The sequence below is a fragment of the Sulfitobacter sp. M13 genome (assembly GCF_053474885.1).
The window spans coordinates 942,208-956,163 of record NZ_CM130281.1; the positions used below are offsets into that span (position 1 = coordinate 942,208).

The 13,956-nt window shown below is 61.0% G+C and carries 16 protein-coding genes; 12 read left to right on the forward strand and 4 right to left on the reverse strand.

Going from position 1 to position 13,956, the window contains the following annotated elements:
- Positions 1–67 precede the first annotated feature (67 nt).
- A complete protein-coding gene (gene meaB, locus ACVBAU_RS04445; protein ID WP_448328113.1) occupies positions 68–1,039 on the forward strand; it encodes a methylmalonyl Co-A mutase-associated GTPase MeaB in 972 nt (323 codons plus the stop codon).
- Here meaB and ACVBAU_RS04450 read toward each other — a convergent pair.
- From ACVBAU_RS04450 to fsa, 3 genes are all read right to left on the reverse strand, one after another.
- Positions 1,036–1,983, reverse strand: coding sequence for a tyrosine recombinase XerC (locus ACVBAU_RS04450; RefSeq protein WP_448328115.1), 948 nt, complete (start codon positions 1,981–1,983; stop codon positions 1,036–1,038). The two genes, meaB and ACVBAU_RS04450, sit on opposite strands and share 4 nt — an antisense overlap.
- Positions 1,980–2,687 (reverse strand): DUF484 family protein, encoded by a 708-nt coding sequence (locus tag ACVBAU_RS04455; RefSeq protein ID WP_138924223.1) that lies wholly within the window; start codon positions 2,685–2,687, stop codon positions 1,980–1,982. The genes ACVBAU_RS04450 and ACVBAU_RS04455 overlap by 4 nt, the downstream gene beginning before the upstream one ends.
- Positions 2,688–2,938: 251 nt before the next feature.
- On the reverse strand, positions 2,939–3,592 hold the full coding sequence (gene fsa, locus ACVBAU_RS04460) for a fructose-6-phosphate aldolase (RefSeq protein ID WP_448328118.1): 654 nt from the start codon (positions 3,590–3,592) through the stop codon (positions 2,939–2,941).
- Between the two features lie 118 nt (positions 3,593–3,710).
- Here fsa and ACVBAU_RS04465 point away from each other — a divergent pair, with 118 nt between their 5' ends.
- From ACVBAU_RS04465 to ACVBAU_RS04480, 4 genes are all read left to right on the forward strand, one after another.
- A complete protein-coding gene (locus ACVBAU_RS04465; protein WP_448328119.1) occupies positions 3,711–5,906 on the forward strand; it encodes a primosomal protein N' in 2,196 nt (731 codons plus the stop codon).
- 143 nt (positions 5,907–6,049) lie between these two features.
- Positions 6,050–7,282, forward strand: a complete 1,233-nt coding sequence (locus tag ACVBAU_RS04470; RefSeq protein WP_448328121.1) for an MFS transporter — start codon at positions 6,050–6,052, stop codon at positions 7,280–7,282.
- Positions 7,283–7,341: 59 nt separating this feature from the next.
- Positions 7,342–8,214, forward strand: a complete 873-nt coding sequence (locus tag ACVBAU_RS04475) for a 50S ribosomal protein L11 methyltransferase (protein WP_138924219.1) — start codon at positions 7,342–7,344, stop codon at positions 8,212–8,214.
- Between the two features lie 109 nt (positions 8,215–8,323).
- Complete coding sequence (locus ACVBAU_RS04480; RefSeq protein WP_138924218.1) at positions 8,324–8,671, forward strand: hypothetical protein; 348 nt, start codon at positions 8,324–8,326, stop codon at positions 8,669–8,671.
- 133 nt (positions 8,672–8,804) lie between these two features.
- On the opposite strand, the gene ACVBAU_RS04485 is transcribed toward ACVBAU_RS04480, so the two are convergent.
- Complete coding sequence (locus tag ACVBAU_RS04485; RefSeq protein WP_093733392.1) at positions 8,805–9,023, reverse strand: DUF1127 domain-containing protein; 219 nt, start codon at positions 9,021–9,023, stop codon at positions 8,805–8,807.
- A 329-nt stretch (positions 9,024–9,352) separates the two neighbouring features.
- On the opposite strand from ACVBAU_RS04485, the gene ruvC reads away from it, so the two are divergent.
- From ruvC to tolR, 7 genes are all read left to right on the forward strand, one after another.
- On the forward strand, positions 9,353–9,859 hold the full coding sequence (ruvC, locus tag ACVBAU_RS04490) for a crossover junction endodeoxyribonuclease RuvC (RefSeq protein ID WP_335744966.1): 507 nt from the start codon (positions 9,353–9,355) through the stop codon (positions 9,857–9,859).
- A complete protein-coding gene (gene ruvA, locus ACVBAU_RS04495; RefSeq protein WP_138924217.1) occupies positions 9,856–10,521 on the forward strand; it encodes a Holliday junction branch migration protein RuvA in 666 nt (221 codons plus the stop codon). The genes ruvC and ruvA overlap by 4 nt, the downstream gene beginning before the upstream one ends.
- A 49-nt stretch (positions 10,522–10,570) precedes the next feature.
- Positions 10,571–11,590 (forward strand): Holliday junction branch migration DNA helicase RuvB, encoded by a 1,020-nt coding sequence (gene ruvB / locus ACVBAU_RS04500; RefSeq protein ID WP_138924216.1) that lies wholly within the window; start codon positions 10,571–10,573, stop codon positions 11,588–11,590.
- Between the two features lie 47 nt (positions 11,591–11,637).
- Complete coding sequence (locus ACVBAU_RS04505; protein WP_448328124.1) at positions 11,638–12,261, forward strand: hypothetical protein; 624 nt, start codon at positions 11,638–11,640, stop codon at positions 12,259–12,261.
- Positions 12,258–12,644, forward strand: a complete 387-nt coding sequence (gene ybgC, locus ACVBAU_RS04510) for a tol-pal system-associated acyl-CoA thioesterase (RefSeq protein WP_138924214.1) — start codon at positions 12,258–12,260, stop codon at positions 12,642–12,644. Before ACVBAU_RS04505 ends, ybgC begins: the two co-directional genes overlap by 4 nt.
- 132 nt (positions 12,645–12,776) lie before the next feature.
- Positions 12,777–13,472, forward strand: a complete 696-nt coding sequence (gene tolQ / locus ACVBAU_RS04515) for a protein TolQ (protein ID WP_093733387.1) — start codon at positions 12,777–12,779, stop codon at positions 13,470–13,472.
- A gap of 3 nt (positions 13,473–13,475) precedes the next feature.
- Entirely contained in the window at positions 13,476–13,955 is a 480-nt protein-coding gene (tolR, locus tag ACVBAU_RS04520; protein ID WP_138924213.1) for a protein TolR, read from the forward strand.
- Position 13,956 lies beyond the last annotated feature (1 nt).

Below are 13,956 nucleotides of genomic sequence, written 5' to 3' on the forward strand. Positions count from 1 at the left end.
TGCGGTCTGGACATTTGCGCCTGTGGGATTGAAAACATGGGGCAAGAGGCGCGAGGGGGCAGAACCTATGAACATCGATGATTTGGCCAAGGGCATTGCAGCAGGCGAACGCCGTGCGTTGGCACGGGGGATCACGCTGGTCGAATCCGGGCGTGAGGATCACCGCGCACAGGCAACGGAACTGCTCGCAGCTCTGCCAAAAGGACGCGAGGCGCTGCGGATTGGTCTTTCGGGCACGCCGGGGGTTGGGAAATCCACGTTTATCGAAAGCTTTGGGATGATGCTGATCCGGCGCGGGCTTAAGGTGGCTGTGCTGGCGATCGACCCGTCCTCTTCGCGGTCCGGCGGGTCGATATTGGGGGATAAGACGCGCATGGATTTGCTGGCGCGCGAACGTGATGCGTTTATCCGTCCGTCGCCCAGCCAGACCCATTTGGGCGGCGTTGCCCGCCGCACCCGCGAGGCGGTGACCCTGTGCGAGGCGGCTGGCTTTGACGTGGTACTGATCGAAACGGTCGGTGTCGGACAGTCCGAGACCGTGGTGGCCGAAATGTCAGATGTGTTCTTGCTGTTGCTGGCCCCCGCAGGCGGGGACGAACTGCAAGGTGTCAAGCGCGGCATCATGGAGATGGCGGATATCATCGTGATCAACAAAGCCGATGGGGACCTGAAACCCGCCGCGTCGCGCACCTGTGCCGATTATGCCGGCGCCCTGCGCTTGCTGCGCAAACGGCCGCAAGATCCCAAGGGATTTCCCAAGGCGATGATGGTCTCTGCGTTACAGGAAAACGGGCTGGACGAAGCGTGGGCAGAGGTAGAGACGCTGACAGACTGGCGGCGTGCCCAGGGGTTCTGGCAACACGCCCGTGCCACGCAGGCGCGCTATTGGTTCGAGCAGGCGGTAAAACAAGCGTTGTTGGCGCAGTTGGAAAAGCCCAAGGCCAAGGCCGCGCTGACCGAGCTGAGCGACCGTGTGGCGCAGGGGCTGGCCGACCCGACCAAAGCGGCGCAGGATTTCGTCACGCAGCTGGACCGTTAACTGCCGCCGCCCGCCTTGGGGTGGGCGCGGTTATAGACATCCATCAGACGCGCGGTATCGACGGCGGTATAGGCTTGGGTGGTGGACAGCGACGCATGGCCCAATAGCTCTTGGATCGCACGCAAATCGCCGCCCGCGTCCAGCAGATGTGTAGCAAAGCTGTGGCGCAGCGCATGGGGTGTGGCGCTGGCGGGCAGGCCAAGCTGCATCCGTGCGTCCGCCATGACCTGCGATATTGCCCGCGCTGCCAAGGGGCCGCCACGCACCGCGCGAAACAACGGCGCATCGCGTTCGCGACCGTAGGGGCAGACCTGCAAATAGGCGTCCACCGCATCGCGTGCCGCGGGCAGGACAGGCACCACCCGTTCCTTGCCCCCCTTGCCGACGATGCGCAGCACCTCTGGCAGGGGCGCGTCGGCACCCTTGAGGCCAAGCGCCTCGGATATGCGCAGCCCGCAGCCCCACAGCAGGGTCAGCACCGCCACATCCCGCGCGGCCACCCACGCATGGCGCGATTGCATTTCAACGCTGTCGATCATCGCTTGCGCCGCATCAATTGCCAGCGGACGCGGAAGCTTTTTGGGGAATTTCGGTGATCTGGTCGACAGCACGGCGGTGGGCTCGAACCCCTCACGCTCTGCCAGCCAGCGGTAGAACGCTTTGACCGCCGACAGTTTGCGGGCCATCGACCGCGGTCCGACATCGGCGCTGCGCGTCTGCGCCATCCAAGCGCGCATGTCTGTGATGGTGATCTTTGACAGCGCGCCCAGACCTTGGCTGTCGCCTTTGTGCAGGGTCATGAAAGCGAGGAAATCGATCAAATCTCCCCGATAGGCGGTGATCGTATTTTCAGCCGCGCCCTTGAGCGCGCGCTGATGGTCCAGCCAGTTTTGCAGGGCGTCCCGCGCGGCGGGGCTGATCAAAATCGCGTTTGCGCCGCTCAAGACAGCCAGCGGCGCATTGTCCGCTCGAACACACCGGCGAAGAACCCCAGCAGGTCGGTGCCTTGTTGCGGGCTGAACATATGGGGGTCTTCCGACCCGAGGATCAGCAGGCCCGGCAAACGGCCCGCACCAAAGTTCAGCTTGAGGCAGGCTTCGGACCGGATCCAGTCGGCAGATCCGCCGTAGATATGTTCGGGGCTGTGCTGGACACCGCGCAAGGTAACCTGACGCACCGTGCCGCCGCGCCCGTTTGACAGATAGTCGTCGATGAACCCCGGCTCCGCCACGTTGAGAACGTCGCCCAAGCGCTTGATCGCGGGATCGTCGTCATTCTCGGCAGATTCCAACACCAGTCGCACTGCATCGACCCGCAGGATATCGGCAACCTCGCCCCCAAGATCCTTGAGGAAGGGTTCGAAATCAACGGGGTCAAGCATGCGCAGGATCGCACGGTGAATCTGGTTGGTCCCCGCAAGGTTTTCATAGGCGGCGGCGATGACATTGCGGTGCGTATCCTCAAGCCGGTCCAGACGGGTCTCAAGGCGGTCCATGGCGATGCCGCGCAGATCGACGATGTTGCCCCCCATCGCGCGTTCATTCGCCGCGATCAGGGCCTGCATCACGTCGTTGTCGTCAAGGATGACGTCGGGCTGTGAAATAATCGCTTCCCGAAGGGAATCTTCGATTTTATGGTTACTGCTCATGCGGGTCTCTTTTTTATATTTGGCACTGACATAGCATGCGCGTCAGGCTAAATCTGCTTTTTTCTTTTGGTATATGGGTGGTATTTCGGCGTCAAACCGCCCGTTTGCGATGCAACGGCGGGGCGGAGGCAAGGCAACGTTGGCGCGGCTTTGATCCGGGGCGCATGTGGCACTGTCGCGTGACATGCGGGGTGGGGTGGGCACGCGCAGAAGTGTGGCGCGTACCCCTTTGTCTGGGCCTGATCAGGCGATCAGAGGATGTTCTGACCTGTCTTTGCCCAGTCTGCCATAAAGGTCTCAAGACCCTTGTCTGTCAGCGGGTGCGACGCCAGCTTCTTGATCACTTCTGGTGGGGCGGTCATAACGTCGGCACCGATACGCGCGGCATCCAGCACGTGGTTCACGGTGCGGATCGACGCGGCAAGGATTTCGGTCTCGAAGCCGTAGTTGTCATAAATGGTGCGGATGTCCTGGATCAGGTCCATACCGTCAAGGTTGATATCATCCAGACGCCCGATGAACGGAGAGATGAATGTAGCGCCGGCTTTGGCGGCGATCAACGCTTGGTTTGCCGAGAAGCAGAGCGTGACGTTAACCATCTTACCCTCGTCCGAAAGCACTTTACACGCTTTCAGGCCGTCCCAGGTCAGGGGCAGCTTTACGGCGATGTTTTCAGCGATCTCGGCCAGCTTGCGGCCTTCGGCGATCATGTCGTCCGCTTTGGTGGCGACAACTTCGGCAGAGACGGGGCCGTCGACCAGATCGCAGATCTCTTTTGTGACTTCCAGAATGTTGCGGCCGGATTTCAGGATCAGCGACGGGTTTGTTGTGACCCCGTCTACCATGCCCAGATCGCTCAGCTCGGCGATGGCATCGATTTCGGCGGTATCTACGAAGAATTTCATGTTACGTCCTTCAGGTTGGAATAGGCAGCAGGAATGGCTATGTCTGTCGCCTAGGGCTTTAGCGCATCATCCGACAAGCTGGAACCCTAATTCCCGTAACCCCGGCCCGGAGCACTTGGTGAAACCGCCAGAATTTTTTCATGTAAACGAGCTGGTGGCCGTAATGACCACCCAGCCACTGGGCCGTGCGCTGGATTACAAAGCGCCCGAAGGCGGCTGCCATATGGGTGCGTTCGTCGAGGTCCCGTTGGGCCCGCGCAAGGTGATCGGTGTTGTCTGGGGCGCTGGGCAGGGCGATTACGAGCTGTCCAAGATACGGTCTGTGATCCGTGTGCTCGATGCCGCCCCCATGCGCGAAGAATTGCGCAGCTTTTTGACTCGCGCTGCCGCTTATACCCTGACGCCCATGCCCGCGATGTTGCGGTTGGCGACGCGCGCGCCGGGGTTGGGTGATCCGCCGTCGATGCGCAAAATCTACCGGCGTGGAGAAGGGGAGCCCGACCGCATGACCGATGCGCGTCGTCGCGTGCTCGAGACATTGGCGGAATATGGCGACCTTTCGTTCACGCTCAAGGAACTGGCCGAGATGTCGGGGGTGACGGCCTCCGTGATCAAAGGGCTGGTGACCCAAGGCGCGGTGCTTGAACAGGACAGCCCGCGCGATCTGCCGTTTATGCGCATGGACCCCAGCCTGCCCAGCAAAGAGCTGACAGACGATCAGGCCTCGGCCTCGGTGCTGTTGGCGGCGGGTGTGGCGTCGGGGAAGTACGGCACCACGTTACTGCGCGGTGTCACCGGATCGGGAAAAACCGAAGTCTATCTGGAGGCCGTGGCCGCCGCGCTAAAGTCCGGCAGGCAGGCCTTGGTGCTGCTGCCGGAAATTGCGCTGACCGAACAGTTCTTGCACCGCGTGCAGGCGCGGTTTGGCGCGAAGCCTGCCGAGTGGCATTCGGGGGCGACAACGACAGAGCGTCGCCGGATCTGGAAGATGGTGGGGCAGGGGCAGGCTCAGGTGGTGATTGGCGCGCGATCGGCGCTGTTTTTGCCGTTTCAGAACCTTGGCTTGATCGTTGTCGATGAGGAACATGACACCTCGTACAAGCAAGAAGAGGGCGTGCTGTATAACGCCCGTGACATGGCCGTACTGCGCGCGTCGATCTGCCGGGCGCAGGTGGTGCTTGCCTCGGCTACGCCTTCGTTGGAAAGCTGGGCCAATGCAGAGGCTGGGAAATATACGCGGGTCGAGCTGACGTCACGCTTTGGTCCGGCGGTGATGCCGACGATGGGCGCGATTGATATGCGCAGCGAAGCTCTGCCTGGCGACAAATGGGTGTCGCCCAGTCTGCGCGCCGAAGTCGACAAGCGGCTTGAGCGTGGCGAGCAGGCAATGCTGTTTATCAACCGTCGCGGCTATGCGCCGGTGACCTTGTGCCGTGCCTGCGGTCATCAAATAGGCTGTGACCATTGCGATGCACGTATGGTCGAACACCGATATCTCAAACGGCTCGTTTGCCACCAATGCGGCGAAAGCAAACCCATGCCCGAGGCCTGCCCGTCGTGCGAGGTTGAAGGCAAGCTGGCCGCAGTTGGTCCGGGGGTGGAGCGGTTGGGCGAAGAGGCCGCAGCGCTTTGGCCAGAGGCGCGGGTCGCGACGCTGAGTTCGGATATGTACGGATCGGCCCGCGCGCTGAAGGCCGAGATCGCGGGGATTGCCGACGGGGCGGCGGATATCATCATCGGCACGCAGTTGGTCGCCAAGGGGCACAACTTTCCCAACCTCACGCTGGTCGGGGTGATCGACGCCGATTTAGGCCTGATGGGGTCGGATCTGCGCGCGGCAGAACGGACCTATCAGCTGATGCGGCAGGTCGCGGGGCGTGCCGGACGGGCAGAGGCCCCGGGCACCGCGCTGCTGCAGACGTTTCAACCTGACCATCCCGTGATCCGCGCTATTCTTGTGGGCGACGAAGAGGGCTTTTGGAAAGCCGAAGCCGGAGAGCGACGTCACGCGGGCGTGCCGCCCTATGGCCGGATGGCGGGGATTATCCTGAGCGGGCCGGATGTCGCCGCGCTGTTCGATGCTGGCAACCAGTTGGCAAGGCAGGACGGGCCGCTGCGTGCCGTCGGGGCGCAGGTCTATGGGCCGGCCCCCGCGCCGATCGCACGGGTGCGCGGGCGCCACCGCGTGCGGCTGCTGGTCAAAGCCGAGAAGACCGCCCCCTTGCAAGAGGCGCTGACAAAATGGGTCGCACAGTTGCGGTTGAAGAACGACGTGCGCATCGCTGTCGATATTGACCCGCAGAGCTTTTACTAGGCGCGGCTCTCTCTTGCCCGATGGGCAAGAATGCCTTCGGCGAGGATTTTTGGCCATTTGGAAGCTGCCGTTGCTACCGGCGTCCGGCCGGACTGGGTGATTTGATCTCGTCAAGGGGTGGGAACAGGGGTAAGGAAATGCCCATGACCCAATATGTGACCCTTGAAGATGCCAAGCATCAGCCGTTCTGGCGACGTCCTGTGGCGCTGCTGTTCCTCATGGCGCTGGCCATGCCGATTGCGTTCAATACGTGGTCGGCGCTGCTGAATAACTTTGTGATCGAGGTCGCGGCGTTTGACGGATCGGACATCGGGTTGCTGCATACAGTGCGCGAGATTCCGGGCTTTCTGGCGGTCGGAGTGATTGCGATCATCCTGTTTGTGCGCGAACAGGTTCTGGGGCTGGTGTCGCTGGTGCTGCTGGGGGTCGCGACGGCGCTGACCGCGTGGTTCCCGTCGATGGGCGGTATCCTGACCATCACGATGCTGAGCTCTATCGGGTTTCACTATTACGAAACGGTAAACCAGTCGTTGCAGCTACAATGGCTGAAGATCGAGGATGCGCCGCGGATGATCGGCTGGCTGATGGCGGCGGGATCGGCGGCGACGCTTGTGGCCTATCTGGCGATCATGGGGCTGTGGGAGACGTTGTCGCTGTCTTATAACATCGTCTATCTGATCGGCGGCGGCGTGACGGCGGTGATCGCGCTGGTGGCGCTGGTGGCCTATCCTCAGTTCGAGGCCCCGACACCGCAGATCAAGAAGATGGTGCTGCGCAAACGGTACTGGCTTTATTATGCGCTGCAATTCATGTCGGGCGCGCGGCGGCAGATCTTTGTCGTTTTTGCGGGTTTCATGATGGTCGAACGGTTCGGGTTCGATGTGCACGAGATCACCATGCTGTATCTCATCAACCTGATCGCCAATATGATTTTTGCCCCGCTGATGGGGCGGGCTGTGGGGTTCTTTGGGGAACGCCGCACGCTGAGCTTTGAATATATCGGGCTGATCCTGGTGTTTCTGGCTTATGGTGGTGTCTATTATCTGGGGTGGGGCGTGGTGGTGGCTGCGACGCTTTATGTGCTGGATCACATGTTCTTTGCGCTGGCGCTGGCGCTCAAGACCTATTTCCAGAAGATCGCCGACCCTGCCGATATCGCGCCTACGGCGGCGGTGGCCTTTACCATCAACCATATAGCGGCGGTGTTCCTGCCTGTGGGGCTGGGCCTGTTGTGGCTGGTGTCGCCTGCGGCGGTCTTCTTTCTCGCGGCGGGGATGGCGCTGGTGTCGCTGTTGTTATCGCTGATGATCCCGCGTCATCCCGTACCGGGAAACGAGACGATTTTTTCCAATCCGCTGCCCGCCCCGGCCGAGTAGCATTCATTGACCCTGCCTGATGTCGCGCGGCGATATCGGCGATCCTGACGGAGTTTCCCATGCCAACATTCACAGCTTTGACGACCCTCGAAGGACGCAAGCCCGCCTATGCTTTGGGCGAAGCGATGGAGCGGCTGGTGCCGGAACCTACCGGCGTCGGCGTGTTCGAGATCGAAGACGGATCGGGCCTGTGGGAGGTCGGCGGCTATTTCGAAGAGGCACCGGACGAAACCGCGCTGGCGGTTCTGGCGGCCTCCATGGGGTCGAAGGAATTCGTCGTGTCGGAACTGCCTGAAACCGATTGGGTTGCGCATGTGCGCCGCGAGCTGTCGCCGGTCGAGGCGGGGCGGTTCTTTGTCTATGGCAGCCATGACGCTGACAAGGTGCCCGAAGGGTGTGAGCCGCTGTTGATCGAGGCGGCGATGGCCTTTGGGACGGGGCACCATGGCACGACGTTGGGCTGTCTGCGTGCGTTGGACCGGCTGGCGAACGGCGGCATGGTCGGGCAGAACGTGGCGGATATCGGCTGCGGCACGGCGGTTCTGGCCATGGCGGCGGCGCGCATCTGGCCGAACCCGGTGTTGGCCAGCGATATTGACGAGGTCGCAGTTGACGTGGCCCGCGCTAACGCTGCCGCGAATAATCTGACCGACCGTCTGATCTGCGTCGAGGCGGCTGGGTTTGACCATCCTGAACTGGCATCGCGCGCGCCATTCGATCTGGTATTCGCAAATATCCTCAAGGGGCCGCTGGTCGCGCTTGCCCCCGATATGGCCGAGGCGCTGGCCCCCGAGGGCTATGCGATTCTATCTGGCATTTTAAACGAACAGGCAGACGACGTGGTCGAGGTTTATGCGCAATCCGGCATCAATCTGGTCAATCGAGAGGTGATTGGCGACTGGACCACGTTGACTGTCCAGAAAATGCCATAATCTTTGTCACTTTTCGCCACGAACAAGGTCGAAATGCAGAGAATTTGACACATTCTTGCTTTATTGTGATCCTGCGAGAGGTGGGGGCCTTTAGCAAATAGAGGCTGCCATGGTTGATGCTCGTCAACAATTTGGATCACGCGTAAAGAGTTTAGAAAGTAAGAAAGTCAGGCTCGCTCAGGGCTATTACACCACCATTCGCGCCGACGGGCTGGTGGTCGCGCATCCGGCGCGGCGCGGCCTTCGGGTGCCGACCAAGCTGCTGGTTGGGCTGGTGTTGCTTTTCGTCTGCTTCAAAGGGTTTGTTTTGGCGGCCATCGGCCCCATGACCTATGATGCGCGTCTGACGACATTGGCGCAGGGCACAATTGTCGAACAGGCGGGGGCGTGGGTTCTGCAGGCCGATCCGGTGACGCAAGCGTTGGCGCGTAAGCTGGGCCCGGTCTTTCGCGGATAGGGTCGCTGGGGGACGGTGAGCTGCACCGTCATATTTCACTGACGTAAAATAAAGGAAGCCACGCAGATCATTCAGATGTGCGTGGCTTGTGCTTTGGGTTGGCAGCCCCTTGGGCGCAATCAGTCATCGAACCTTAGCGGATAAAGTGGTTCAGTGCGACGCGTTCGATGTCACCACGGACCAGACCGATATCGTCGAGCTCACGGTCGGACAGTGCGGAAAGAGCGTTGCGTGTCACGCGGGCATCGTTCCATTTGGTCAGGTTGCCGGCAACATCGCCAAGACGCGCGAAAAAGCGATTTACAGCAGCAGCGGTGCCGTAGGTGGTTGGGGTATTATAGTAAACAGCCATGAGAGCCATCCTTGAATAAAGAAAGCCGGATTATCCGGCGGTGCGCTGTGCAATTAGGCAGAATAAAAACACTTCACAACACCTACCGGCGCATGTGTGTCTTGCGTTTGCTGCATAGCAGCATTTGGCGGTTTCGCGCCTATAGATAAGGGATTTGCGCCGATGCGAAGGTAGGTCGTTTTCGACGATCCGAGCGTCGCTAACCGCCGCAAAAACGCGGCTTCTGGTTCAATTGTGACTTTTGTGTGGCGATGTGCAAAACCCTTGGTGGATGTTCGCGTTTCGTGCTACTGCCTTGGAAAAATAAAATACGTGAGGATAATGGGCATATGATACGGGTAATCGGCATTGATCCGGGGTTGCGCAATATGGGCTGGGGCGTGATCGACGTCGCCGGAAGCCGGATTACGCATGTCGCAAATGGCATTTGCCAGTCCGAAGGGGTTGAGCTTGCCGCGCGCCTGCTGTCGCTGCACGCGCAGTTGACCCGCGTCATGGTGACTTACCGTCCCGGCTCTGCCGCGGTGGAACAGACGTTTGTGAACAAAGACGGCGCGGGGACGCTCAAGCTGGGGCAGGCGCGGGGGATCGCGATGTTGGTGCCCGCACAGGCGGGGCTGGCTGTGGGTGAATATGCGCCGAACACGGTCAAGAAAACAGTCGTTGGGGTTGGTCACGCGGATAAGGGGCAGGTGCTTCATATGGTGCGCATGCAGCTTCCAGGGGCAGAAATCGCGGGACCGGACGCGGCGGACGCACTAGCGATTGCGATCTGTCACGCGCATCATGGTGGGGCCAGTACGCTGGCGCAGGCCGTCGCAAGGGCAAGCGCATGATTGGCAAGATCACAGGACGCATCGACTACCGCGCGCCGGACCATCTGCTGATTGATGTGCGCGGTGTGGGCTATCTGGTGTATTGTTCGGACCGGACGATGGCCGCGTTGCCCGGCGTGGGCGAGGTCGTAGCCCTGTTCACCGATCTTGTGGTCCGCGAAGACCTCATGCAGCTTTTCGGCTTTCAGACCTTGGTGGAAAAAGAATGGCACCGGCTGCTGACCTCTGTTCAAGGGGTGGGGGCGAAAGCGTCCTTGGCTATTCTGGGCGCGCTTGGGCCAGACGGGGTCAGCCGTGCAATTGCGCTTGGCGACTGGAACGCGGTCAAAGTGGCCAAAGGCGTCGGCCCCAAGATCGCGCAGCGTGTGGTGCTTGATCTCAAGGACAAGGCCCCCGGCGTGATGGCAATGACCGGCACTTTGGCAGAGGCGCATGGCGAGGTAGAGGCGGCGGAGGTGATCGAACCGGCGTCACCCAAACGTCGCCCCGTCGCCCCGCCCAACCAGTCCGCCCAGTCAGAGGCGCTGTCGGCGCTTGCCAATCTGGGTTATGGGCCGGGGGATGCAGCAGGGGCGGTGGCGCAAGCCGCCGGAGAGAACCCCGAGGCCGACACCCCGCAGTTGATCCGCGCGGCGTTGAAACTGCTTGCTCCGAGAGAGTAGGATGCGCATAGGCGCGTGACCTTCGTGATGAATTTTGCTTGGATATTTGATGATCGACAGTGACCCAACTTTGCGGCCGGACCCGCTGCCCGGTGATGGTGACCGCGCCCTACGCCCGCAGATGCTGGATGAATTCGTCGGTCAGGCAGAGGCGCGGGCGAACCTCAAGGTGTTCATTCAGTCGGCCAAGCAGCGCGGCGAGGCGATGGACCACACGCTGTTCCACGGCCCACCCGGTCTGGGCAAGACGACGTTGGCGCAGATCATGTCGCGCGAGCTGGGGGTTGGTTTTCGGATGACCTCTGGGCCTGTGCTGGCCAAGGCCGGCGATCTGGCAGCGATCCTGACCAATCTCGAGGCCCGCGATGTGTTGTTTATCGATGAAATTCACCGCCTGAACCCCGCCGTGGAAGAAGTGCTTTATCCCGCGCTTGAGGATTTCGAGCTGGACCTCGTGATCGGCGAAGGGCCCGCTGCGCGGACGGTGCGCATCGAATTGCAGCCCTTTACGCTGGTTGGTGCGACAACGCGCATGGGCCTGTTGACCACGCCGCTGCGCGACCGTTTTGGCATTCCTACGCGTTTGCAGTTCTATACCGAGGACGAGTTGTTCATCATCGTGGACCGCAACGCCCGCAAGCTGGGGGCCCCTGCCGATGAGGGCGGCGCGCGCGAGATTGCCAAACGCGCCCGTGGCACGCCGCGCATCGCGGGCCGGCTGCTGCGCCGCGTTGTGGATTTCGCTGTCGTCGAGGGTGATGGTCGCGTGACCCGCGCACTGGCCGATATGGCGCTGACGCGTCTGGGAGTCGATCAGCTGGGACTGGACGGCGCGGACCGCCGCTATTTGCGCCTGATCGCGGAAAATTATCAGGGCGGACCGGTCGGGATCGAGACGATGTCGGCAGCGCTGTCTGAATCGCGCGACGCGCTGGAAGAGGTGATCGAGCCCTTTCTGCTACAGCAAGGCCTGATCCAGCGGACCCCGCGGGGCCGGATGCTGGCGCAGAAGGCCTGGACGCATCTGGGGATGGCCCCGCCCAAGCCGCGGGCGGATTTGTTTGGCTGAGGGCGGGGATGCCTTCGGCGAGGATTTAAGACCATTTGGAAGTTGAGATGACACCACAAGAGATCGAAGCGCTGTTTACCCGAAGCGACGACACCTATGCCTTTGCCCGGTGGGGCCGCCCCTTGGCGCCTGTCGTGTTTGGCGTTGATGATACGACGCTGACCGTGGTCAAAAGCGCGATAGAGGCGACATGCCAGCTGGCGGGGCATAGCATGTCCGAAACCGATCCGGAGCTCGGCAGCAATCTGATGATGTTCTTCTTTAAGGATTGGTCAGAGCTGACAGAGGTCCCCGATCTTGATCGGCTGGTCCCCGACCTTAGCCCCTTGGTCCAAAAGCTGGAGGCGGTGGGTGCCAATCAATACCGTCTGTTCCGGTTTGACGAGGCGGGGGCGATCAAGGCCTGTTTCGTTTTCCTCCGCATGGATGCTCAGCTAAGCGCGATGCCTGCGCAGGCTCTGGCGCTTGGGCAGATCGTGCAATCGTTTGTGCTGTGGTCTGATGCCGCGTTTCGTGAGGCATCGCCGCTGGCGCTGCACGAAGGGGCAACGATCCTGAAGCCCGAGATCGCAGCGCTGTTGCGCGCAGCCTATGACCCTGTGATGCCCGCTGTGGCACAGGACCCATCGCACGCATTGCGCCTGTTCGCCCGGATCGGAGCCGCACAGTGACCCACCATCTGTCCATCCGCGTTTACTATGAAGATACCGACATGGCGGGGATCGTCTATTACGCGAACTACCTGCGCTATATCGAACGGGCGCGCAGCGATTGGGTGCGCGAGATGGGCATCGACCAGCTGGCGATGAAGGCCGAAGGTGTGGTCTTTGCTGTGCGACGGGTAGAAGGCGACTATATCCAGCCCGCCGTCTTTGATGACATGCTGGATGTCGTGACGTGGCCCACGTCGATCACGCCCGCACGCATGGTCATGCAGCAAGAGGTCAAACGCGGCGATGTGGTCTTGTTTCGGGCGGTGGTCACGATCGTTTGTATCGCGGCGTCCGGTAAACCCTGTCGATTGCCAGCGAAACTTCGCTCAATCCCTGTCTAGCCGGCGGATAGCCCCCATAATCCTAGCAATAGATATTGCCTTCGGCTAAGCTTGTGCCAAATAGCGCCTTGGAAAACAGGGCCGTTGAGGCAGATGAAGCCCCTAAGGGGCGCAACGAAAAGAGCAGGACCGATGGAAGCAGAAACGCTGGCGGCGGCGAGCGAGATTGATTTCTCGCTCTTGGGCCTATTTCTCCGTGCGACAATTACCGTAAAACTCGTGATGATCATGTTGATCGCTGCGTCCTTCTGGTCGTGGTCGATCATTGTCCAGAAGATGATCCAGTATCGCCATGCCAAAGCCGAAGCCGAACGGTTCGATCAGGCGTTCTGGTCGGGCGAGCCTTTGGATGGGCTTTATGACACAATCGGCTCGAACCCCGATGGGGCCGCCGAAAAGATTTTCGCCGCCGGTATGACCGAATGGCGTCGGTCGCATCGCGAGGATGGCGGGCTGATCCCCGGTGCCACCGCGCGGATCGACCGCAGCATGGACGTGGCAATCGCCAAAGAAGCAGAGCGTCTGCAAAAAGGCTTGCCCGTGTTGGCAACCACAGGGTCCACTGCGCCGTTCATCGGTCTGTTCGGGACCGTATTCGGGATCATGAACTCCTTTATCGAGATCGCCGCACAACAAAATACCAGCCTTGTGGTCGTTGCCCCCGGTATCGCCGAGGCGTTGCTGGCCACGGGGATTGGCCTTTTGGCAGCTATTCCGGCAGTTATTTTCTACAACAAGCTGAGCGCGGATTCAGACCGCATTCTGGGCGGCTACGAAGCCTTTGCCGATGAATTTGCCACCATCCTTAGCCGCCAGCTGGATAGCTGAGCCATGGCAGGTGGGGTGATGAAAAAGCAAGGCGGGGGTGGCCGTGGCCGTCGTCGCGGTCGGGCGCAGCCGATGGCAGAGATTAACATCACGCCGTTTGTTGACGTGATGCTGGTGCTCTTGATTATCTTTATGGTCGCGGCCCCTTTGTTGACGGTCGGTGTGCCGGTTGAACTGCCCAAGACGGCGGCAACGGCCCTGCCTTCGGAGCAGGAGGAGCCTTTGACGGTGACCGTTCTGGCTGACGGGTCTGTGCAGATTCAGAAGACCGAAACCGGCCGCGATGATCTGGTGTCCAAGCTGCGTGCCATTTCGGCAGAGCGTGCCAGCGACCGCGTGTTTCTGCGGGCTGACGGGGCTGTGCCTTATGCGTCAATCATGGAAATCATGGGCGCGTTGAACGCAGGTGGCTTTAGCAACATTGGTCTGGTCACTGAAACCGGCGGGCCAAAGTTGGACGGCACAGGCGCGTCAGGCGGGTAAG

Coding starts and splice junctions, on each gene's coding strand:
- ruvA (WP_138924217.1), top strand. CDS start 9,856: ATGATTGGCAAGATCACAGGACGCATCGACTACCGCGCGCCGGACCAT.
- meaB (WP_448328113.1), top strand. CDS start 68: ATGAACATCGATGATTTGGCCAAGGGCATTGCAGCAGGCGAACGCCGT.
- fsa (WP_448328118.1), bottom strand. CDS start 3,592: ATGAAATTCTTCGTAGATACCGCCGAAATCGATGCCATCGCCGAGCTG.
- ACVBAU_RS04480 (WP_138924218.1), top strand. CDS start 8,324: ATGGTTGATGCTCGTCAACAATTTGGATCACGCGTAAAGAGTTTAGAA.
- ACVBAU_RS04455 (WP_138924223.1), bottom strand. CDS start 2,687: ATGAGCAGTAACCATAAAATCGAAGATTCCCTTCGGGAAGCGATTATT.
- tolQ (WP_093733387.1), top strand. CDS start 12,777: ATGGAAGCAGAAACGCTGGCGGCGGCGAGCGAGATTGATTTCTCGCTC.
- ruvC (WP_335744966.1), top strand. CDS start 9,353: ATGATACGGGTAATCGGCATTGATCCGGGGTTGCGCAATATGGGCTGG.
- tolR (WP_138924213.1), top strand. CDS start 13,476: ATGGCAGGTGGGGTGATGAAAAAGCAAGGCGGGGGTGGCCGTGGCCGT.
- ACVBAU_RS04470 (WP_448328121.1), top strand. CDS start 6,050: ATGACCCAATATGTGACCCTTGAAGATGCCAAGCATCAGCCGTTCTGG.
- ACVBAU_RS04485 (WP_093733392.1), bottom strand. CDS start 9,023: ATGGCTGTTTACTATAATACCCCAACCACCTACGGCACCGCTGCTGCT.
- ACVBAU_RS04505 (WP_448328124.1), top strand. CDS start 11,638: ATGACACCACAAGAGATCGAAGCGCTGTTTACCCGAAGCGACGACACC.
- ruvB (WP_138924216.1), top strand. CDS start 10,571: ATGATCGACAGTGACCCAACTTTGCGGCCGGACCCGCTGCCCGGTGAT.
- ACVBAU_RS04475 (WP_138924219.1), top strand. CDS start 7,342: ATGCCAACATTCACAGCTTTGACGACCCTCGAAGGACGCAAGCCCGCC.